The following is a 21,013-nucleotide window of genomic DNA, read 5'->3' as shown; positions in this document are numbered from 1 at the left end:
GCCCATTCCCACAAATCACCCCTTTTTGCCCTATATTAACTAGCCAATCACCCGGTTCAAGTCCTTTAAAAACACATTCACACCCTCCTCTATTCGATTAGTGATGGTAACAGGATCATTAAAATCCGGATTTTTTAAAACCACCCATTCCAAAATGGAATGAGGATGGGTCGATGCCTTGTAATTGTCTCCCATTTCCTTTTCACTTATTAACCCAGAGTAATGGCTTTGAACTTGTTTGTTTTGCCCTGCCAACCAAATTTCAAAACTTCCCTCTTGGTGATCAAAAATGATGACGAACTTTAGTTTCTTCTCTTTCAACTCTTTTGTACTAATCGGAAAATAGGTAAAGTCCATTGCTCCTTGATAAAAACTACCCACAATGAATTCCTGATGGTTATTCTTGAAATAAATTCTAAGCGACTGCATAAACGCAATTAAGCTTTTGTAAACTCTCGCTATTTCTCCCGTCTGGATTTGTTTTTGGTATTCAGAAAAACTTTCATTCATCGGTTCCATCTCTCTTTTAAGGTGTTAATGGATTTAATTTAGTAGGTAAAACCTTAAATCAAAAATAAGAAGAGGAATTTTATACATCAAAACTTCAACTGTGCCTAATACCAAATGGCTTGGGGTAAAACAGGAAAGAGACTGCTGCCCTTTGGGCCAAATACCCTTCCGAATTGACCTCAATTTCGGGGCTATGTACGGTAACCAGGTATTTTCCTGAACAGGCTTATACGCCTGGTTCCACTTTGAGAATTGGGAAGTGGGGGTTTAATGATAGCGCATGAAATGTAAGGCCTTTTGAAAACTTTCGTTTAGACAAGAATTACAGATCCCATGGTAAGACAAAAAAAACGCCCATAAAGGGCGTTAAACTATACTTTGTGGTTTAAATCACCTTCTTACCAACTTGCCGATGGATTCGAGCAATTGGGATTTGTTAACCAAAGCCACTTTGGCTACACGATAAAAATCACTCATCCAATCCTCTATTTCTTCCAAAGCCTCATCTTTTATTTTGGTTGCTTCCTGAGACTCTCCTTTTTCTCTGAGGTAATTTTCTCTTGCAGCTTCCAAAACAGCTATCTGACTTTCTCCTGCATTTAATTCATCAATGCTGATATTTAGCCTAGAAAGTTGGTTTTGCAGAGCGGAGTCTACTACCACTTCAGAATAAAAGGTTTTTACCTTTTCCATCCAGCCTGTATAGGCCCTTGGTATTCTACCCAATATCTCAAGGCGGCCTAAGATAACGCCATCATTTTTAAAAACTACTTTGGCTAATTTACGGTGGACCCCATAAGTGTCTTCCAATGCTGATTTAGCTTGCGTAAAATTGGCATAAGCAGCGGAAGTTTCATTGTCTTCTATTCTGTTGGCGTCAAATAATTGTCTGGCTTTAGCCAATAAGGCTTTGCCTTGGCTGATGACGCTGGCATCGTATCCCTTTTCTGCCATGGCATTGGCAATTTCGGGTTGATTTTCTGTATTGTTTAGAGAAACCCTGTACAGTTCAAGGGTTTCGGCTTCGGATAAAGAATTCATTTTGGCCATAATAATTAACTTTTGGGTTATAAATTTGAGTTATTGCGAACTCCTTTCGGATGCTAGCCATCTGCTAAAATTGACCCTGCGTTAATTACTGTTACTTATCCATTCTTATAGGCAACTGACCTATTTTTTACCATCCCTCATACATTCCTGCAGGTTCCTCCTATGTAAATGAGCGTTACATTTCCATTTTCCCTCGTTACAATTGCATTATTTACCATTACATTTGTATTCTCTATGATTACAATTGCATTCCCGACCATTTACATTTGATTTTTTTACGTTACAATTGCATTCTCCCCCCTTACGCTTCCATTTTCTAAGGTTACTATTCGGTTTTTTTCCATTACAATTGCATTATTGACGAGTCCCCGTTCCTATTTTTCGGTTACACATCTATTTTTGATCGAAAATCAGCTTTTTTCAACCGTATTTCCATAAATTACAGTCAAAAACCATTATATAAACTCCATCTACATCTATTAAATATAACAATAAAATTAAAAAATTAGTAATTTTATTGGGAGAAATTGGTTTGGGGTAGTTGTTGGGAGGATGGGGCTGTATATAACTTTATACGAATGAATTTTACAATTCATCTATTAAAAAATAATCTTATCTAATTTTGCATTTCATTAATTCAGCCATATTCGCAGTAAATGGAATTGCAGAAGGTCTTCCTGATACATAGTTATTTAACTTTCTAAAATCCCATTTTACATTTTCGAATTCCGGATCTGAAACTGGCTCTATTTCAAAAACCAAGTAATTGTATTGAGAAGGAGAAGGGTATCTTTTCTTTATAAGGTCTCCTTGTGAGAATAATCGAGGGCCTTTTTTAACTATTCTCCAAAGCTCACCAGAACTAGCATCCCCTTTGGTATGAAGCAAAAGATACTTTGCACTTACATGTTCTATATCCAACACTATTGAACCGTTACCAGTACCTGTTCTGACATTATAAAGATTATTTCTCTTAATCCATTCTAAATGTTCTTGAGATTTATAAAACCCAACCATTACAAAAGTATCATTAGGGATTAAATCTCTGTTACTATTAATCGGTTCTGGAAGGGAATCATTTACTTCATTATCAGCCTCAGGTGGATCCTTAAAAACGTCAAAAGTTCGGTAAGCAAACCTCTCTCTTTGTGAAGCTCTATTAATAAAATGATCAATAACTTCAGTAATAAATGCTTTTAAATCTCCAATCCCACTATCCTTTTTTGAAGGACTAACAGGAAATGCACCTAATCCTGGGATTATTTCATGGAACCCTCTTTGTTTTACGGGTTTACCTCCTGGGTACAAAACATAGGCGCCCCCTGTTCTTCTAATGGCATCCTTATAGGCATGCATTTTTAAAAGATCCGCATTTTTATAAATTCCTTTACGGTTTTCTGTTTTTTCATTTTTTAATTCCTCCTTTGCATGCTCATCTAATAAATCATTTAGGTTGGCTACTTTATATTTAGCATCAAAATGAATATGCACAATCAACTCTTGCAGTTCAGCTTCCTCCTCAGAAATCCCAATTGGCCAAAATGAAAGGGTGTAATCAGGTCTTAAGGTTGTGGTCCAACTACCCGAAGCAGGATATTCTTTTTTACCGCTAAAAGGTCGGTTGTAATTAAATTTAATATTGAGTTTACGTGTTCCAGAATTATAAATCCCCCTGAGTGCAGTATGCTCTCCTTGTTTTAATTGAAGGCTCAATCCATCATCTGTAGGTTTTATTAAATCATTAATATCTTTAGGCTCAATATCAAACAAGTCTTGAAATAAATCAAGTAATTTAAAAAACAACCAATATTCGTAAAGCGTAGCAATGTCCTTTTTACTACCGCTATACACATCATCACCTCCTGACCAAATAAGCTTGGCTGCTAGATCAAACATAAGCCAGACCCTCAATACTTCTCGGTAACCTTCTTTCCGCTGTAGAATGGGGCTACTGATCCTAAGGGTTGTCGGCCGTGAAATATCTTTAAAAACTGTATGATGCAATTGGGATTCCAATTCTCGAATAAGCAGTTTCGACTCTTGCTCAATTCTGCTGCCCGTTTTAGAGACGGCATTGATATCCATACAAAACTTCAGAAAAGTTCCTAATGCATGCTTTATAAAGCGATTTTCTGGTGTGTCAACCGTATCAATTTTTCGATTAGACATAATTCTTTCAGGAAGCGTTTCCAATCCAACGCTCCTCAAGTAGTGTGAAGTTGGTAATGCTGTTCTTCTTCCTCCTCTTAATATTTCTTTTACATTGGCATTGGAAAACCTTCTTACCTGACGAATGTCCTTGGATTCAGTTATTTCAGACCAATTGGTAACAGGAGCTGAAACAATCCGGTGAATCGCTTCTGAAAACTCATCTGTATCAATCACAGATTTAATAAAAGCAAAACGCTGATAATTCGTTTTGCTGTCTTTTGAAAAATCAACTTCAAAATAATGGGAAACTGGTGAATTTGCCTGAAACAGTAAGTCTGTACATTTTTCTGTAATGAGTTCCAGCATATCACGATAATCATCTCTATATCCAGATTTTACAGATTGTACCTCTAGCTTAACCTGTCCAATTGGGTCCTCATCTCCTAATTTGATGACAGGCAATGAAAGTGTCCCTACAAAAATATTGGGTGAAATTGTCCCTGTGTGTTTGTTCCGGGGATGCGGTCGTACAATCTGCTCAGGGGTATTTCCAAAAATAAAGTTTGGATCACTAAAGGTATAATAATAATCACAGCCTTCTACAAGCTGAAACCTTGCTTCATTGTTTTCAAATGCACTTGGCAAAGCATCAAAAAGTGTGTTGGGTTTACTAGGATCTAAAGTTAATTTCAGCCCCTCCTCGATTGAATCAAGATTAATATCTATGTAGGAAACAGAATTCATAGTTTAGGCTTCTGCAAAACTTGTGAATCCATTGACAATAGCTCCTTTATACATTCTAGCTATTTTTTCCAAGGATAGTGGATAACGCACTGAAGTACTATTGAAATTAAAGTCATGATTATTAAAAATATCATTTTCTATTTTAACTTTTTCTTTTTCTTTTAAGCAAAATAGGCCTAGTGTTACTAAAGTATCATGTAGCTTCCCTCTTGAACCATGAAGCTTAGGCAAGAGCTTCTGCATGATTGCAATGTCTATTTTTTCTTCAATTCGAAGGTTGTCGTCAAGTATGGAAAGTTGATTGATTAATTGAAGAATTTCACTTGCACTTCTGTAACCAAATTCTGCCCCTGTTTTACTCAATTCTTTAAAGAATAAGAGTAGGGTGTCATTAATAGAAGAAAGATCTTCAGTAGTAAACGATTTATTTTCTGACAATTGTATGAAGCTTCTTCCCATGCTTGCACCTTGTCGCTTCAAAGCCTCCATGTTAATTTTCTTAATATTCTTTAAAAAATACTCCATCTCTGTATCATCCACACGAAATTCAATGGTATTGGCTCTATCTAGAACCTTGGGACTGAACATATTGGTGGTTTCATCAATATTCACTGTCCCAATTATAAAAAGGTTTTCTGGTAATTTTAATTTTGATGGCACACCATTTTCTACTTTATATTTATCATCATACAATGGAATTTCTTTTTTCGATTCCATCACACTAAGAAAATCAGCGAAATACCGTTCCACATGACTTAGGTTCATCTCATCAAGGATAAGAAAATGGGGAAGTTCGGGAGAAGAATTAGCCCGAATGATTAAATCCAACACGCCACTATCAGGCTTAACGTACTTATCAGGCTCCAGTGCATTCGGGTAGCCCAATAAAGGCTCCCTATTCGTCCAGTCGGCACCTACAGGAATAATGCAGTATTGTTCCTCGTCTTGACATATCCATTCCACAAAAGCTTGTGCTAACTTTGTTTTTCCTGATCCCGAAAGACCTGTAAGAATAACAAATGGTTTGGTAAGGAGAGAGGCAATGAACCTTGTTATAATTTGACTTTCATAAATGAAACCAACTTCTTTTAGAGTAAATACAAATTCTTTGATATCAAACTCACTAAGTTTAGAAGAAAATTTATGTGAGTTATTTTTAAGATATTCTTTTAAAAATTTAAGATAATTTTTTTCACCTAATACTGCCTTTGGTGCACCTTTGCTACAAGATAGGTTAAATTCATTCCAATCATTATTATCATTATTATTAATAATTTTTTTTATTCTATCGAAAGACAGGTCGGCATCTTCACTTCGGATTTTAAAAATTTCATTTTTAAAATAAATTTCGTTCCAAAATTTTAAATTTTCCTTATTAACAATACCCTTATAAGATTCTTTAAAATTTTCCGTTCGGTTAAACCAATCTATGAATTCTTTTATAATTATATTTTCAGAAAAATTCTCTTCGGGATTGCCACTACTTAATAAATTTTGAAATAATTTTTTATTAAGATTTTTTTCTGAAAATTTTTCAAATTCGAATAATGCATTAGGGAAAAGTTCATTTCTAACTTCCAGTTTCTCAAACAATGTAAATTTTGAATCTAAAACTTTAGTTTCATATAAATACTCTATTAGGCTAAAGCCTGTTTTCCTATCTAATTCATAAAGCCCTGCTTGGTTCGGAGTCCCCTTTGTAGAAGGTCCCAAATTATTGATAAATTGAGGAAAAAAATATAGATCCTCTTTAGTAATTACTTTCTTTAAGCCAATTAATTTAACAGAAACTACTTTTTCGTTTTGATTTACTTTTATGATCTCCCCTACACATTGTAATCCATTTTCATAATTGATGAAACTTGGGTAAGATTTAAAATATTTCCTTTTATTTGCAAAATCTCCTCCAATTTGTACAAAAATAATATCCCCATCATTAGCTTTTTCTAGGTTATTTGGAATATTATCAAGATCACTTTCGAATTCCTGATATTTTATAATATTTTGAAATAATAAAAGAAATTTATCACCATCATCAGAACTAGGACAACTTAATTTTACATAAAAGCACTTTTTCTCCCTCATATTAAAGAAATTAATTTACTAGTTATCAGTTTTACAACATTTACTGGAACTGAATTTCCTGCTTGTTTGTATTTCTGACCATTTGTTATAGGTACCTTAGATATATTATTTATTACATCTTGATTAAAACCTTGGATTGCAAAACACTCTTCCGGGGTTAGTTTTCGAATTAATTTATCTCCATTCTCTAATTCACCGCAGACAATTAATGGAACATTATGCCCTCCCGTTCCCATATTCGCAGTTAATGTAGGGGCTACACCACTTGTATTACGCCGAACATATTTTCTCCTCCATTGATATATATTATTGTATCCATCATCAGTCCAAGTATCTTCTCCCCATTGATCCCAATTAAACATATTAGTCTCGCCTCTAATTTTGCCATTAATATAATTAACAGCTCTTCTAAAATGTCCCTCCTTTCCATTATAAATAAAATTACTCCAATCATTTCGATCTTCAAATTTTTGAAAATATTTTTGAATTTTTTTCGGAGGGTTTAGATAATTAATCCTCTCTCCATTGATTAAAACAGGAATCCATTTTTTATTTATATTTTTAATTTCAGAAAAAGAATAAATATTTTTTTTACTTATTTCCGAAAAATTAAAATCAAGAATTTTTGAATAATTCTGCTTATTTAAACTACTTTCGATTTGGTCAAACTTTAATATTTTTGAATCGGTTGGCAAGGGTATTCTCTCCCCCTTCCAACAGTTTTTTATCCCAATTATAAATATTCTTTCTCTGTTTTGGTGAAGTCCATAATCTTTCGAATTTAGAACGCTACATTTTATTCCATAACCAAGTGATGTAAGGTGACTACATATTACTTGGTAAGTTCTACCACTATCGTGGGTTTTAAGATTTTTAACATTTTCTAAAATAAAGGCCTGAGGTCTTTTTTTATCTAAAACATGAAAAATATTGAAGAAAAGATTCCCTCTTCCTTTCTCATCTTCAAAACCTTTTCTATAACCTGCAATTGAAAATGCCTGACATGGAAACCCTGCACATAAAACATCAAAATCTGGAATAGAATTATAATCTAATTGAGGATCAGTAATGTCTACATTAAAATTACCATTTTCGAATAGCTCAGGGGAAATATTTTTAAAATTTGCCTCATATGTTTGTCGAGCAAATTTATCAATTTCGGAGGCGAAAACACATTTTCCACCATTCTCATGCATGGCTATATGGAAGCCCCCAATTCCAGCGAATAAATCTATAAATTTAAATTCCTTTTTCTTTTTATTCATTCGTTTCATTTCGTCCACTTGAAATTGAAATCCAATAATTAACCGAAATATTAATTTCTCAGGTTAACCAAAGACCAAATCTCGTTACAACCTATAGGTCAGGCATTTTATACAATTTTCACCTAACCATTTAAAATAATGTTACCAAGTTAATATTTTCGACTAACCTATACCTCATTTCAATATAAAAAAAGAGTTTATAATCCACTCTCAGAGAAGCCCTTTTCTAGGGTTAAAATAAGTAATAAAATAGGGCCGGGGAAAATTGATTATGGCGTCGAATTCCAATTGCCCACCTTCCTTCCAATGACATTAAGGCTATCGTCCCCTACCCCAAAAACTCCCCAATATGCCATAAAATCCCAGAAGGATCGTGTAGGAAGTATTCGTTTCCCCAGTCGTTTGTGACGATTTCGGATAGGCGGACGCCGCTGTACTTTTGGGGGAGGTTGAGGGCTTTTAATTTTTCCAAATGCTTGGCCAGATCCTCCACTTCCATAAAGACCATGGTATTGTCTACCCAGTCTTTGACATAGGCATCCTGCAGGTAGAAGCCAAAGGCATCGGATTTGAAGTAGGACATTTTGCTGGAAAGGACGATTTCGGCAAAGCCCAGATCGGTATAAAATTGACGGGAAAGCTTATAATCTTTGGCGCCAATAAACGGCCGAATTGACTTGATTTTATGTTCCATAGTTTATCTCGATTAATTCAAAAAGAATTAACCAAGATAAATATTATATAAGGATTTATCCATAAATCAAAGCAAATGGGTCCATGCTTTCATCTTGGGATTAATTTAATCGGAGAAATAAGGATTGCTATATACTGTATTTTAGAAACAGCCCTGTTCAGTAACAGACCTATGCTTTCTTATGCGTCAGCTCCCAAAGTTCTACCACTTCTTCAGCACGCCAGTTCTGGTCTCGCTTGGTTTTCTTTGAGGCTGGCTTTACAGATTTTTTAAAGCATCTTGCCAATTGAAAACGACCGCCTTCAGCCAGTTCTTTTTCTATTGGATGTTCTTTGGTCAGCTCTGTAATTTGAGCCAGATTAGAGAACAAAAGCAGCAGTTTGCCATCGGGCAACAAGCGTTTCTTTGCCTCTGCAAAAAACTCAGGGAACAGCTTCTCATTGTAATAGATGCCTGTATCCAAGTTTTCCACAGCATTGGATGCTGGCAGCCAAGGAGGATTAAACACAATCAGTTCGGTCTGCTTTTCCCACTTTCCAAAAAGATGTCCCAGATCCAACTCTATCTTTCGGGACAATTTAGTATCTCCCATATAGGCTTTTAACCCCACGATCGCGTTGGGATTGCTGTCTGTTCCAAAAACCTTTTGGAAGCCGTACTGCACCATTTGTAAAGCGAGAATACCACTACCCACGCCAATGTCTATGGCCGTTTTTTTCGGGCCAGTATAGCGTTTTAGCCACTGATCAAACTGCGCCAAATGATCAAATCGGGTTGGGAAATAGGTGCCGTAATAAGGGTGTAATTTATTCCTTAGCACAGGAATGGAAATCCCATTTTTGTACCATTCCCAAGAACTGTTTAGTCCCTGTACTTGAGGAAAAGTCAGCAAGAAATCACTTTTTTCCGGATACAACTCTTCCAACCAACCGATAAAAGGGGCCTTCTTAAGTGCCAGTTTGTTCCCTGCAATTTCTATCAATACAAGGTTGGAAAGCTTGTGGTAAGCTGCCCGAAATTCACGTTGCTCTTGAAAAGTCGTGTTAGAAAACTTTTTTTGTAAATGAGCTTTCAATTCTTTCATAAGCAACAAGCCGTTGCTATAAAAAGCCGTAATCAACACTTGCTTACCGGCCTCTAATGCTTCTATAGAAAGCTTTATGTCTGTGGTGCCATCAAAGACAACTTTTGGTTTCGCGGAAGTAATCGGTTCCGGCTTGTTTATTTTTATTGCTTCAGTCATATTTTACGTTGTGCTTTGGATTATCCTGAAAAAATCCATTACTGATTCTTATTTATAAAATTAAAATCACCCCAGTCCGGATTAGTTGAGTACCGGATTTATGGGATGTGGATATTTTGCATTGCGGTTCTGAAACCTAAGGATAGTGTCTTTTACAATCACGCCTTTGTCTATATTTATCGCATTACTAATCGTCTGGCTATCTTTCCAACTTTCACGGCCAGAGATCACAAAAGGCAAATGCACGATCATCGCTGCCGATATGGATCTGGAAGCACTTTCCCAAAAATAACTTGGGGTATGGTCTACCCCATAGTAATCAATAGCATCAATGGCTATCAATGGATTTTTAAAAGTAGTTGGTTTGGCAAAATAAAAGCCCATCCCTTCATCACAGCTCACATCGATAAACAGTGAACCAGGTTTTAACATTGACTTCTCATTTTCCATGACATAATTGATGGGATCATCTGTATCCTGGTAGGTTCCATTAATGATAATCTCAGATTCATTGATTAATTCCAATAACGGCCTTTCCGTACCATCGTGTTCTACCACAATCAGCCTGGGCTCATTTTTATTCCCCTTTCGAAGTCTGGCATAATGCACATCCAATACCTCTTCTCTTACTTCGTGATCTGGTCGCTGAATACAAATGGTAATGTCCCTAAAACCATGTGCTTTCAAGGCATAAATTGCCCCTCTGCTTACGGCTCCAAAACTAAAGATGATAACTTTTCTTTGATTTCCATAATGTCCATCTATCCCTTTTAATTGTAGGGCATGAATAACGGCACAATAGCCTGCCATTTCATTGTTTTTATAGAAGGTATGTCTTCCAATTTGCCCGCTAGGACTCCAAACATACATGTCTTCGAAAGCAATCAAGGTCAATTTCTTGTCGATTGCGATTTGGGTAATATGATCTTGTTGGGCGCAATGAGGATAACCCCAAAGCAAGCCGCCCTCTTTAAGTTCTTCCAGATCTGAAAGGATAGGTTTGGCAATGATAGCCGCCCCAATATCCGTCAGGATTTCACTTCGACTTGCGATTCCACCGGTCAGCTCACTGATCTCTTCGTCGGCTATATTGAAAGGCAGGCCATAACCTTTTTCAAAAATAAGTTGCTTCCGAATAGGTTCTGGAAGTCTTGTTAAATGTGCAGGATGAATAGGAACCCGTCTTTCGTCTTCTTTTTTCGAGGTACCAATTACGCCCATTTCTAATAAAGCCATATTTTTTGCTTTGTGGCGCAATGCAAGGTAATGACGGGTGCAAAACGCAAGATTAAAATTACTTTTAATAGGTAATTTCCAGCACCCAGGCATTAAGTTGGCTACGGAGTTTAAACAATTGAAATAAAGATTTATAAAAAAGTAAGCATCAGCAATTCGCTGAGATAGTGCGAAGGGATATTTAATAACTTCAGATCAATACTACTGTTACAAAGGTACTTTATTTAAAACCATTATTGGCATTATCCAAAATTATTAACATAAGCTTGAACCCAATTCATCAAAAAGCCCAATGGTTTGACGCATTGGGCTTTGAATGTATCAGTCCTATTCCTTTATATTTTGCACCTATAGGCTAGTAAAGACTTTAATAAGGAAAAGGGAATTCGATGCTGTTCTAGGTAATTTAAACCCGAAATATGCAATAGACAACCTATTACATAATCCGGGTTAAATCTCACACTCATCCCATACACAAAACTCACAAGATGAGCATTTGTTTCAGCAGCTATTGATTATACTTTTTCCTGTATTACACCACAGGCCACTCTTGAACCGGCTGCACCGGAAGGCTGTGAAGTAAAATCATCGGCATCAGCATGAATAATAACCGCCTTATTGAGGATATCAGAATCCTGTCCATCACCGATAGACCATCCATCAACCACCATAACAAGCGATCCAATACCATCTTCACCTACAGTCAAATTATCTATATCACCGGCATGGAAATCATTTTCACCTCTCTTACCGTGCGCATCTTCAGTTGGGTTCCAATGGCCTCCTGCAGAACTGGCGTCTTCGGCACTGCAATCTCCATTCTCATGAAGGTGGACTGCATGCGTTCCTGGTGTCAAATTGTTCACTGACAATACCAATTTAACCTTTCCCTCTGCCGTTTGAGTAAAGGTAGCCATTCCTGAAACCTCACTTCCATTTGCCGCTGACAGCACTGCATTTGCTGACTTGTCAGCCATCTTGGTTTCACTTTGAATAGTCTCCTGTTGGTTTTCTTTTACCTCTGTCCTATTGGTAGCATTTTCCCCGGAATCATTGGTTCCAGGTCCACAAGCTATTGCCATGGATACAGCCCCGATAAATAGAAAATAATTAATCGTTTTCATAATCATAGTAGTTTAGTTAAATCCGAGTTACTATTCAAGAAAAAACTATGCCAAAACTATAGATTATAAATTAATTTTATAACTATAAACAGATTCAATAAAACAAAGTAAGGATATCCTTTCGTGTTGTTATATTTTTAGGCTTGGAAAATGGCTGCAATTAAGGGACAAACTCCTTGAAAGGCTAGTGGTAAAACACCATCAGAGCTGAATTTTATAGCTCCACTTTAGCCTAAATTATTCCGCACGGCAGGAAAATCAAATCCCCTTGCCTATGGTTGCCAATGTTTTCTGGTCAAAGCGACCTTCCAGTTCGATCACCATAAATTCTCTGTCATTATCGGACCTAATCATCAGCACCAGCCCTTCAACAGCCTCTTTTCCTTTGGAATAAATGGCAAGTCCGCTGTCTTTGTCAGTGGCATCCATCATCAATTCATAACGCTCTTTGTTCAAACCTTTGCTTAGCTTGTGAAAATCTGCTTTAGCACGTGAACCTCCCACAGGCAACTTAAAAAACTTAACCCTTTCTATGCTTTCGGTAATGGCATCGAGATTGGCTTCTTCGATTTCTAGGTTCCATCCTTTGGCAAAGTCCAGGAAGTTTCCAGCAAGGTCTAAGTGAAAGAAATTTTCCTCGCCCTTGTATTGTTGATAAAGCTGATCCACACTTTTGCTTTGGGCATGAAGTACTGAAGGAAGGCTAAAAAGAAGAGTCAATGCGATTACAATAATTGAATTTTTCATGGTAAAATCTTTAAATACTAATTGGTTATTTATTTTTTTTAGCTCGGCCATACTCTTCCATTCCGGGCAAACTGGTGTTTTCAGAAAGCATATTGAGGTCTTGATAGGTGAAATCCCCCTGCATACTCATAAAGGTAAATTCACTGGTAGATCCCGAAACCATAAGCAATTCCTTGATCCTGCCTCCTTCTTCCCTAACCATAAATTTCAATGAACTTTCTTTGTCCCTCACGTCCATGAGTTCCTCATAAAGGTTCTTTTTCAAGTCTCCCATAGCTTCATTGAACAAGGCCAAACCACCAATTTTCTCCGCAGATAGAATTCTAATGCCTTTGATTTTGGTGATCAGCTCCATCAGGTTTTCGGCATCTTCATCCTTCTCCTCCGCATTGGAACTTAGGAAACCCCCTGCCATTTGCATCAGTTTGGGGCTGATGTAAACCCTGGAAAAGCGATCATCCTGCCTGTATTTCTCATAAAACTGCTCTATGACTTCCGTTTGAGCCTCTGCCAACCAAGGCAATAAGCACAAGACCAGTAATAATATCTTTTTCATCGCTAATTGTTTTTATTGTTGTCATACCAATCCATACCTGAATTGAGGTATTTGATCTTTTCCATACTTTCCAGTTGACTGGTTCCCTTCTTTAGGTTTAGCTTTATTTTACCCATGGCTTCCACCACTTGTTGATAGGCCTCTGCCTGCTGCTGTTGCTCATATTCCTTATAGCCCCACCAACAGGCGGTAACAGTAAGAAGAACCAGCATTACGGCCGCCAATTTTTGCCAAGGAAAACGTTGCTTGGGCAAAGGCAATTGAATACCTGATGGCTTCTCTGAGCGAATCATTTGTATCCCTGAAAAGAACTCGGCAATTTTACTATCCGCCTTGTCCTCTTCGACTTCTGCAAAGAGGGTCTTTTCCTCTTCCAGGCTTGTCTCACCCTCCCAGTATTTTTTCCACAATTCCTTATTCTTGCTTTCCATAATTTTCAAGAAATGATTTCAACTTTTTTCTGGCCCGGTGCAATTCCACCTTTACCTGTCCTTCGTTAAGACCCAGATAATCGGCCATTTCTTTGTGTGTAAGCCCTTCTACTTCCCGTAGGAAGAAAATTTCCTTTTGTTTCTCAGGAAGTTTATTCATAAACCTGAACACCATTTTAGCTTGCTGACTGGTATCTACTTCGGGTACAACTTCCATTGCCATTTCCCCAACTTCCTCCAGTGTTTCCCATTTTCCTGCCTCACGAATCTGCTGCAGTGCCTCATTTTTCAAGGTCTTCACCAACCATCCCGTAGGATTGTTAATAGAAGAGAGGTATTCCTGTTGCATAAATCCTTTGGTCATTGTTTCCTGCACCGCATCTTGCGCTTTATCCCTGTCCTTCAGCCAAAGTATGGCGAACCGGTAAAGCCTGTTCTTCAAGGGCCAAATCTGTGATTCAAAAAAGGACTTCATGTAGTAAGATGATGATCGGGAAACAAAAAGGTTACACTTTTGGACAAAAACTTTTTTAAATAATAGAGATAATTACCAATTTATCACCAATTAACTGGAACAAGCGGCTTATTCTCAGGTTTACTTTAAATTAGGCCATGGTCCTATTTATTTAACCCGGATTATGTAATAGGATTTCTCCGTCCTGACAATGGTCAGGGGTGAAGCCTGTCCCGTGTTTACGGGAAGTGTTGCAATCGCAAGAAAATCAGGCTGTTTGGAGATTTTAACATAGCACCGCTATGGTGAAATTGAAAACAGCAACGAAGTGGCTGATTTTGAAGCGATTTCAGCACGTAATAGATTGTCTATTGCCTATTTCGGGTTTAATATCCCATTGCATAATCCCTGTTTAAAAATAAAATATATAGTTTGCCTCCTGACTATTTATTAATTTGCCTATTCAAAGAATAGAAAAAATCAAAGCATGCAAAATACCGGAAATCATTCGCTAAAAATAAAAGACATAAAAAAAGCCCTGGCAAAACCAGGGCTTGTGGTGATGAGTGGGCTCGAACCACCGACTCACGGATTTTCAGTCCGATGCTCTACCAACTGAGCTACATCACCGCTGAAAGTGATGCAAAGGTAGCTATTTGTTACTTTTGTACAAGCAATTTTAATAAAAAAATCGAGGATAAATAATAACACATTCAATATGAGTAGCTTACCACAAATCCTTTTTTTATTGGTTTTAGGAACAGCAGGGTATATTCTGTACAAGAGGATAAACTTTATCCGAAAAACCATCCAATTGGGAAAACCCTTAAAAAGGAATGACAAACCGGAAGAACGTTGGAAAACCATGTTACTGGTAGCCTTGGGACAAAAGAAGATGTTCAAAAATCTAATTCCAGCCTTACTTCACCTGGTAATTTACGTGTCCTTTATTATCATCAACCTCGAAGTTCTAGAATTCATAATAGATGGGATTGCTGGTACACACAGGGTTTTTGCCCCTTTTCTGGCAGGTTTTTATTCAGTAGCCATGAATTTTTTCGAGTTTTTGGCTTTGGGAGTTCTTGTTTCTTGTGTGGTATTCCTTATCCGTAGAAACATCACCAAGGTACCAAGACTCAACATGAAAGAGTTGAAAGGATGGCCAAAATTAGATGCCAACCTGATTTTGGTAATTGAAATCATATTGATGGTAGCGATTTTCACCATGAATGCTACCGACCAAATCCTCGCATATAAGGGTGTCGGTGGATATATCCCACTCGGCGGTCTTTGGATTAGTGGAAGCATCCAAGGGCTTTTTGAAGGCCTTGAAGTTGGCACGCTGGTTTTTATTGAAAGATTTGCCTGGTGGTTTCACATCATTGGCATATTAGGCTTCGCTGTTTATGTCACTTATTCCAAACACCTCCACATTTTCCTGGCCTTTCCAAACACCTGGTATTCCAATCTGGAACCCAAAGGAAAAATCCCCAATATGGAAGCCGTTACCCATGAGGTAAAGATGATGCTGGGAATGCCTACTGATCAACAAGGGACTGAAACTGCTGAAGTTGGTAGATTTGGCGCAAAGGATATCAATGATTTGTCTTGGATCAATCTGATGAATGCCTTTTCTTGCACCGAATGTGGCCGTTGTACGGCCGAATGCCCTGCAAACCTTACAGGAAAGAAATTATCTCCACGAAAAATTATGATGGACACTAGAGACCGGGCCGAAGAGGTGAGTAAAAATCTATTCGCTGGCAAAAAAGGACTCGACGATGGCAAGTCACTTTTAGGAGATTTCATTACTCAGGAAGAAATTAACGCCTGTACCAATTGCAATGCTTGTGTGGAAGCCTGTCCTGTCAATATTGACCCTTTGGCCATTATTATTGAATTGAGAAGGTATACGGCCATGGAAGAAAGTGGCAGTCCCGCACAATGGAATGCTATGTTCCAAAATATTGAGACCAGTTTTGCCCCTTGGAAATTTCCTCCAACGGATAGATTTAACTGGGCAGCCGATTTAAACAAAGAAAAAAAGTAAAAATTCTATATTATGAGTGATAGCTATAAAGCCCCTACAATGGCCCAAAAAATGGCAGCTGGAGAAGCGCCTGAGATCCTATTTTGGGTAGGTTGTGCAGGCTCTTTCGATGACCGATACAAGGCAGTAACCTTGGCATTTGTCAAAATCCTTAATAAAGTGGGTGTGAACTTTGCCGTACTCGGAGATGAAGAAACTTGTACCGGAGATCCTGCCAGAAGAGCTGGAAATGAATTCCTGTACCAAATGCAGGCCATGAGCAATATCCAGGTATTGGACGGTTACCAGGTAAAACGCATAGTAACAGCCTGTCCCCACTGCTTCAACACCATCAAAAATGAATACCCGGCTTTAGGGGGCAATTATGAGGTGGTTCATCACTCTCAATACTTGCAGGAGTTGATCAATGAAGGCAAGATCGTCATGAAGGACGGTGGTGAATTTAAAGGTAAAAAAATCACTTTCCACGACAGTTGCTTCCTTGGAAGGGCTAACGATGTATATGAAGCGCCTAGGGCAGTGATCAAAGCACTGGATATGGAATTGGTAGAGATGAAGCGATGCAAGTCCAAGGGTCTTTGCTGTGGTGCCGGCGGAGCGCAAATGTTCAAAGAACCTGAAGCTGGAAAAAAAGACATCAATGTGGAGCGGACAGAAGAAGCATTGCAAACTGGTGCAAAAACCATAGCCGTAGGTTGTCCCTTTTGCCTAACGATGATGACGGATGGTGTAAAAAACAAGGAAAAAGAAACAGAGGTAAATGTTCTTGATTTGGCAGAATTGATTGCTAAGGACCAGCAGTTATAGACCTAAAGTTGATTTTAAAGGGCTGATTATAAGCGACAGTTTTGGTTTTCATATTTTTTTAGGGGAACTTAAAAAAAATTGTATCATAATAAATCTATCTTCGTTTAAATATAAATGCCAGGTTAAGCCTGTCAATATTTTGTAAATTTGTAGAAGACATATATTTAAAAAGAGTCAATCATGTACGTACCATTTGATGAAATGCCAAAAGATGCGAGAATTTGGGTATATCAGGCAGATCGCCCATTTGATGAGCAAGAAAAAACCTGGATTATATCAAAACTGGTTGCCTTTTGTAATCAGTGGAACACTCATGGTGCTCAAATGCCTAGTTCTTTTGACCTGAAATTTGACCAATTTATTATTCTTAGTGTTGACGAAAGCCAGTTGGGGGCCAGTGGTTGCTCTATTGATAGTTCAGTAAGAATTATGCGAGAGATAGAGGTTAAATTGAATATAAATTTACTGGACAGTGGAAAAGTTGCTTACCTAGAGGGTGAAAATGTCAGGGTGGCATTTTTGCCCGACATCAAAAAACATGTCGTTGAGGGTTCTTTACAGTCCAACAGCAAAATGTTTAATCCTAGTGTAAGTAAGATTGCAGATTTGAATGACCAATGGCTAATTGAAGCCAACAAAAGTTGGCTAAAAAAATATTTTGCTAATTAATGCTGCGAGAGAAAAAATAGTATGAGAAACATAAAGTCTACCTTTCCAATAAGCCGCTGTTTACTTCCTGTTTTATTGCTTGTATTGCAGGCCTCTTGTACCAGTCTGCTACAGAAGGCCCAAACCCAATTTAACTCAGGAGAATATCAGTTGGCAATCGCCTCTTATTCTAAGTTATTAGAAAATGATTCGGCAAACAACGAGGCAAATTTTTATATTGCAGAAAGCTATAGACTCTCAAATAGAATAGAAAAAGCGGCTGCTTATTATGATAAAGTGAATGCTGAAAATGCCAGCTTTGAAAGTCAACTTCACAAAGGGAGAAGCCTAAAAGGCAAAGGAGAATATGAAGCGGCAAAGGAAGCTTTTGAAGCTGCCAAAAAGCTTACAATGGACGATGAAAAAATCGCCTTGGCCACAAAGGAAATTCAAAACATTGATGCTATAGCAGAAATAACCCCTATCTGGCCCAATCATGAATTGGAAAATTATGAATTGCTTAACTCTACGGGTATAGATTACGCCCCGATAGTAAGTGAGAACCAACTTTTCTTTACTAGCTCACGTGGGGCTGGAGGCATGTATGCAGGCACAGGCCAGGGATACACCCGATTATTTAAAACAAGAGCGGAAGGGATCAACGTAGATGTGCAGGGCGTACAAACCCTTAACGAATTCCGAAATGAATCAGGCCTTAACCAAGGAGCCATTGCCATAAGCCCTGACGGCAACATGATCGTCTATGCACGAGGCAACAGTGCCAGTAGAAAAGACCTTCCTGATGTTAGCTTATTTAGTTCCACATTCAATGGTAGTGGATTTACTGAGCCCGCCTATATGGGCGTTAATGGGGAACCAGAATATTGGAATTCCACCCCATCATTTAGCCCTGATGGTGAAACCCTTTATTTTGCCTCAAACAGGCCTGGAGGCTATGGAGGAACAGACCTTTACAAAGCCACTAAAATGGCAAGTGGGAATTTTGGTAAAGGTGTAAACCTAGGCCCTGAAATCAATACGCCTGGAAATGAGATGTTTCCTAGGTTATTGGCAAATGGAGAGTTTTACTTTGCCTCAGACGGTCATCCCGGATTTGGTAAGCTAGACCTTTTTGTTTTTAAGGAAGTAGAAGACACCAACAAGGTTATAAATCTAGGACCTAACTTTAATTCCATTGCAGATGATTTTGGGATTTTCTTCACCAAGTACCCTGAAGAAGGCTTCATCACTTCCAACCGCGAGGGAGGTAAAGGAGATGATGACATCTATTATTTCAAGGACATGACTCCAGCTCCAAAAGTGGTCAATGTATTGTTAAATGTAGTTACCAAAACAATTGCTGAAAATGGTGAAGAGCAAATTCTTCCACAGGTCCGTGTAATGCTTTATGATGACAACAACCAAACCATAGACGGCAACCTTACAAGTCAAAGTGGACGCTTGCGATTCCCACTTGAACCTGAGAAAAAATATTCAATGATCGCTTCCAAAAGTGGTTACTTCACCAAAAGTGTTCCTTACAGCACTATTGGCAAAACCCCAGCTGAAGAAGACCTGATACAGGATGTGACCAATATTACTCTGGACACTACCATTGTACTTGACCAGTTGATACTAGAGCGTGCCATAGTGCTTGAAAACATCTATTATGATTTAGATAAGGCTGATATTAGGCCTGACGCTGCAGTTGAACTTGACAAGCTAGTCAAAATCCTGAAAGACAATCCTGGAATACGCATTGAGTTGAGTAGCCATACAGATGTAAGGGCTACAGATGCTTACAATGACGATCTTTCACAAAGAAGAGCAGAATCTGCTGTGGCTTATATTGTGTCCCAAGGAATTGATGCAGACAGGCTGGAAGCCAAGGGCTATGGTGAAAGACAGTTGATTATCGAAAATGCTCAAACTGAGGAAGAGCACCAAGTCAACAGAAGAACAGAGTTTAAGGTTATAGAAATCACGGACTAAAATGCTTACCTTTGACCCTTATCTGTTTTTTCCAAATCTGATTTTATGAACGATAGGTACATGCAGCGGGGTGTTTCTGCCTCGAAAGAAGACGTACACCAAGCAATTTCCAACCTAGACAAAGGCCTATTTCCTAAAGCCTTCTGCAAAATAGTAGAAGATGTATTAGGAAATGACCCTGACTATTGCAACATCATGCATGCAGATGGTGCAGGAACAAAGTCCTCTCTAGCTTACCTTTATTGGAAGGCTACAGGTGACCTAAGTGTCTGGAAAGGAATTGCCCAGGATGCAATAATCATGAATATAGACGACCTACTATGTGTGGGCGCAGTCAATAATATATTGGTTTCCTCCACCATAGGAAGAAACAAAAACCTTATCCCAGGAGAAGTGATCGCTGCCATCATCAATGGCACAGAAGAAGTGCTACAGATGCTGAGAGATCATGGCGTCAATGCAGTGCTTACTGGAGGGGAAACAGCTGATGTAGGAGATTTGGTACGTACCATCATCGTGGACAGTACGGTCACTTGCAGAATGAAAAGAAACGAAGTCATTTCCAATGACAACATAAAAGCAGGAGATGTAGTCGTAGGTATGACTTCATTTGGTCAAGCGACTTATGAATCCGAATACAATGGAGGAATGGGAAGCAATGGGCTTACTTCTGCCAGACATGATGTCTTCGGGAAAAATATAAAATCTGCTTACCCTGAAAGTTTTGATCCTTCCGTTCCTGAAGATTTGGTATACTCTGGGAGCTATGACTTAACCAGTCCGGCGCCTGGCACTCCCTTAGACATGGGTAAATTGGTCCTTTCACCTACCAGAACCTATGCTCCTATCATGGCAGCCTTATTGAAAGAAAATAGAGCTGCAATACACGGTTTGGTACATTGCAGTGGAGGAGCACAAACCAAAGTGCTTCATTTTATTGACAATTTGCACGTCATCAAAGACAACCTTTTTGAAACCCCACCTCTCTTTAAAATCATACAGGAAGAAAGCGGTACTGACTGGAAAGAGATGTACAAGGTTTTCAATATGGGCCACAGAATGGAAGTCTATCTGGACGAAAAATGGGCCGATCAAGTCATCGCGATAGCAGCCAATTTTGGCGTAGAAGCAAAAGTTATAGGCCGCGTTACAGATCATCAAGGCAAAAAAGTTACCGTCAATAGCCAACATGGTACCTTCACTTATGAGGGTTAATATGTCCATTT

The 21,013-nt window shown here is 38.2% G+C and carries 18 protein-coding genes and 1 tRNA gene; 5 read left to right on the top strand and 14 right to left on the bottom strand.

Going from position 1 to position 21,013, the window contains the following annotated elements; translation table 11 throughout:
* Positions 1-39 precede the first annotated feature (39 nt).
* The 14 genes from CA2015_RS10275 to CA2015_RS10210 all read right to left on the bottom strand — a co-directional run bounded on the left by CA2015_RS10275 (position 40) and on the right by CA2015_RS10210 (position 14,920).
* On the bottom strand, positions 40-519 hold the full coding sequence (locus tag CA2015_RS10275; RefSeq protein WP_048641825.1) for a DUF7000 family protein: 480 nt from the start codon (positions 517-519) through the stop codon (positions 40-42).
* A 381-nt stretch (positions 520-900) separates the two neighbouring features.
* A complete protein-coding gene (locus CA2015_RS10270) occupies positions 901-1,560 on the bottom strand; it encodes a hypothetical protein (RefSeq protein WP_048641824.1) in 660 nt (219 codons plus the stop codon).
* 612 nt (positions 1,561-2,172) lie between these two features.
* Positions 2,173-4,455: a DUF2357 domain-containing protein gene (locus CA2015_RS10265; RefSeq protein WP_048641823.1), complete on the bottom strand. Its 2,283-nt coding sequence runs from the start codon at positions 4,453-4,455 to the stop codon at positions 2,173-2,175.
* A gap of 3 nt (positions 4,456-4,458) precedes the next feature.
* Positions 4,459-6,540, bottom strand: coding sequence for an McrB family protein (locus CA2015_RS24435; protein WP_053086673.1), 2,082 nt, complete (start codon positions 6,538-6,540; stop codon positions 4,459-4,461).
* Entirely contained in the window at positions 6,537-7,805 is a 1,269-nt protein-coding gene (dcm, locus tag CA2015_RS24430) for a DNA (cytosine-5-)-methyltransferase (protein ID WP_053086672.1), read from the bottom strand. Before dcm ends, CA2015_RS24435 begins: the two co-directional genes overlap by 4 nt.
* Before the next feature lie 328 nt (positions 7,806-8,133).
* Entirely contained in the window at positions 8,134-8,499 is a 366-nt protein-coding gene (locus CA2015_RS10250; RefSeq protein ID WP_048641822.1) for a VOC family protein, read from the bottom strand.
* A gap of 169 nt (positions 8,500-8,668) precedes the next feature.
* Complete coding sequence (locus CA2015_RS10245; protein ID WP_048641821.1) at positions 8,669-9,742, bottom strand: methyltransferase; 1,074 nt, start codon at positions 9,740-9,742, stop codon at positions 8,669-8,671.
* A gap of 81 nt (positions 9,743-9,823) precedes the next feature.
* Positions 9,824-10,978 (bottom strand): N(5)-(carboxyethyl)ornithine synthase, encoded by a 1,155-nt coding sequence (locus CA2015_RS10240; protein ID WP_048644468.1) that lies wholly within the window; start codon positions 10,976-10,978, stop codon positions 9,824-9,826.
* Between the two features lie 515 nt (positions 10,979-11,493).
* Positions 11,494-12,102, bottom strand: a complete 609-nt coding sequence (locus tag CA2015_RS10235) for a superoxide dismutase family protein (RefSeq protein ID WP_240477959.1) — start codon at positions 12,100-12,102, stop codon at positions 11,494-11,496.
* A gap of 258 nt (positions 12,103-12,360) precedes the next feature.
* Positions 12,361-12,849: a DUF4252 domain-containing protein gene (locus CA2015_RS10230; protein WP_048644467.1), complete on the bottom strand. Its 489-nt coding sequence runs from the start codon at positions 12,847-12,849 to the stop codon at positions 12,361-12,363.
* A gap of 25 nt (positions 12,850-12,874) precedes the next feature.
* The gene (locus tag CA2015_RS10225) at positions 12,875-13,405 is read right to left on the bottom strand and encodes a DUF4252 domain-containing protein (RefSeq protein WP_048641819.1); all 531 of its coding nucleotides are present in this window, start codon (positions 13,403-13,405) and stop codon (positions 12,875-12,877) included.
* A gap of 2 nt (positions 13,406-13,407) precedes the next feature.
* Positions 13,408-13,836 (bottom strand): hypothetical protein, encoded by a 429-nt coding sequence (locus CA2015_RS10220; protein WP_048641818.1) that lies wholly within the window; start codon positions 13,834-13,836, stop codon positions 13,408-13,410.
* Entirely contained in the window at positions 13,820-14,311 is a 492-nt protein-coding gene (locus CA2015_RS10215; protein WP_048641817.1) for an RNA polymerase sigma factor, read from the bottom strand. The genes CA2015_RS10220 and CA2015_RS10215 overlap by 17 nt, the downstream gene beginning before the upstream one ends.
* Positions 14,312-14,847: 536 nt before the next feature.
* Positions 14,848-14,920 (bottom strand) — tRNA-Phe (locus CA2015_RS10210).
* 88 nt (positions 14,921-15,008) lie between these two features.
* Here CA2015_RS10210 and CA2015_RS10205 point away from each other — a divergent pair.
* The 5 genes from CA2015_RS10205 (at position 15,009) to CA2015_RS10185 (ending at position 21,002) form a co-directional block, all read left to right on the top strand.
* Complete coding sequence (locus CA2015_RS10205) at positions 15,009-16,340, top strand: 4Fe-4S dicluster domain-containing protein (RefSeq protein ID WP_048641816.1); 1,332 nt, start codon at positions 15,009-15,011, stop codon at positions 16,338-16,340.
* Positions 16,341-16,352: 12 nt separating this feature from the next.
* Positions 16,353-17,147, top strand: a complete 795-nt coding sequence (locus CA2015_RS10200; RefSeq protein ID WP_205749810.1) for a (Fe-S)-binding protein — start codon at positions 16,353-16,355, stop codon at positions 17,145-17,147.
* A gap of 180 nt (positions 17,148-17,327) precedes the next feature.
* A complete protein-coding gene (locus CA2015_RS10195) occupies positions 17,328-17,816 on the top strand; it encodes a hypothetical protein (RefSeq protein ID WP_048641815.1) in 489 nt (162 codons plus the stop codon).
* A 21-nt stretch (positions 17,817-17,837) separates the two neighbouring features.
* On the top strand, positions 17,838-19,787 hold the full coding sequence (locus tag CA2015_RS10190) for an OmpA family protein (protein ID WP_048641814.1): 1,950 nt from the start codon (positions 17,838-17,840) through the stop codon (positions 19,785-19,787).
* Positions 19,788-19,832: 45 nt separating this feature from the next.
* The gene (locus tag CA2015_RS10185) at positions 19,833-21,002 is read left to right on the top strand and encodes an AIR synthase related protein (RefSeq protein ID WP_048641813.1); all 1,170 of its coding nucleotides are present in this window, start codon (positions 19,833-19,835) and stop codon (positions 21,000-21,002) included.
* The last annotated feature ends 11 nt before the right edge of the window (positions 21,003-21,013 follow it).

The sequence above is a fragment of the Cyclobacterium amurskyense genome, assembly GCF_001050135.1.
GTDB classification, from domain to species: Bacteria; Bacteroidota; Bacteroidia; order Cytophagales; family Cyclobacteriaceae; genus Cyclobacterium; species Cyclobacterium amurskyense.
This window is presented reverse-complemented; position numbering and strand designations above follow the sequence as displayed.

Excerpts from the sequence above, each read along its gene's own strand:
- CA2015_RS10275 (WP_048641825.1), bottom strand. The coding sequence starts at position 519 with ATGGAACCGATGAATGAAAGTTTTTCTGAATACCAAAAACAAATCCAG.
- CA2015_RS10270 (WP_048641824.1), bottom strand. The coding sequence starts at position 1,560 with ATGGCCAAAATGAATTCTTTATCCGAAGCCGAAACCCTTGAACTGTAC.
- CA2015_RS10265 (WP_048641823.1), bottom strand. The coding sequence starts at position 4,455 with ATGAATTCTGTTTCCTACATAGATATTAATCTTGATTCAATCGAGGAG.
- CA2015_RS24435 (WP_053086673.1), bottom strand. The coding sequence starts at position 6,540 with ATGAGGGAGAAAAAGTGCTTTTATGTAAAATTAAGTTGTCCTAGTTCT.
- dcm (WP_053086672.1), bottom strand. The coding sequence starts at position 7,805 with ATGAATAAAAAGAAAAAGGAATTTAAATTTATAGATTTATTCGCTGGA.
- CA2015_RS10250 (WP_048641822.1), bottom strand. The coding sequence starts at position 8,499 with ATGGAACATAAAATCAAGTCAATTCGGCCGTTTATTGGCGCCAAAGAT.
- CA2015_RS10245 (WP_048641821.1), bottom strand. The coding sequence starts at position 9,742 with ATGACTGAAGCAATAAAAATAAACAAGCCGGAACCGATTACTTCCGCG.
- CA2015_RS10240 (WP_048644468.1), bottom strand. The coding sequence starts at position 10,978 with ATGGCTTTATTAGAAATGGGCGTAATTGGTACCTCGAAAAAAGAAGAC.
- CA2015_RS10235 (WP_240477959.1), bottom strand. The coding sequence starts at position 12,102 with ATGAAAACGATTAATTATTTTCTATTTATCGGGGCTGTATCCATGGCA.
- CA2015_RS10230 (WP_048644467.1), bottom strand. The coding sequence starts at position 12,849 with ATGAAAAATTCAATTATTGTAATCGCATTGACTCTTCTTTTTAGCCTT.
- CA2015_RS10225 (WP_048641819.1), bottom strand. The coding sequence starts at position 13,405 with ATGAAAAAGATATTATTACTGGTCTTGTGCTTATTGCCTTGGTTGGCA.
- CA2015_RS10220 (WP_048641818.1), bottom strand. The coding sequence starts at position 13,836 with ATGGAAAGCAAGAATAAGGAATTGTGGAAAAAATACTGGGAGGGTGAG.
- CA2015_RS10215 (WP_048641817.1), bottom strand. The coding sequence starts at position 14,311 with ATGAAGTCCTTTTTTGAATCACAGATTTGGCCCTTGAAGAACAGGCTT.
- CA2015_RS10205 (WP_048641816.1), top strand. The coding sequence starts at position 15,009 with ATGAGTAGCTTACCACAAATCCTTTTTTTATTGGTTTTAGGAACAGCA.
- CA2015_RS10200 (WP_205749810.1), top strand. The coding sequence starts at position 16,353 with ATGAGTGATAGCTATAAAGCCCCTACAATGGCCCAAAAAATGGCAGCT.
- CA2015_RS10195 (WP_048641815.1), top strand. The coding sequence starts at position 17,328 with ATGTACGTACCATTTGATGAAATGCCAAAAGATGCGAGAATTTGGGTA.
- CA2015_RS10190 (WP_048641814.1), top strand. The coding sequence starts at position 17,838 with ATGAGAAACATAAAGTCTACCTTTCCAATAAGCCGCTGTTTACTTCCT.
- CA2015_RS10185 (WP_048641813.1), top strand. The coding sequence starts at position 19,833 with ATGAACGATAGGTACATGCAGCGGGGTGTTTCTGCCTCGAAAGAAGAC.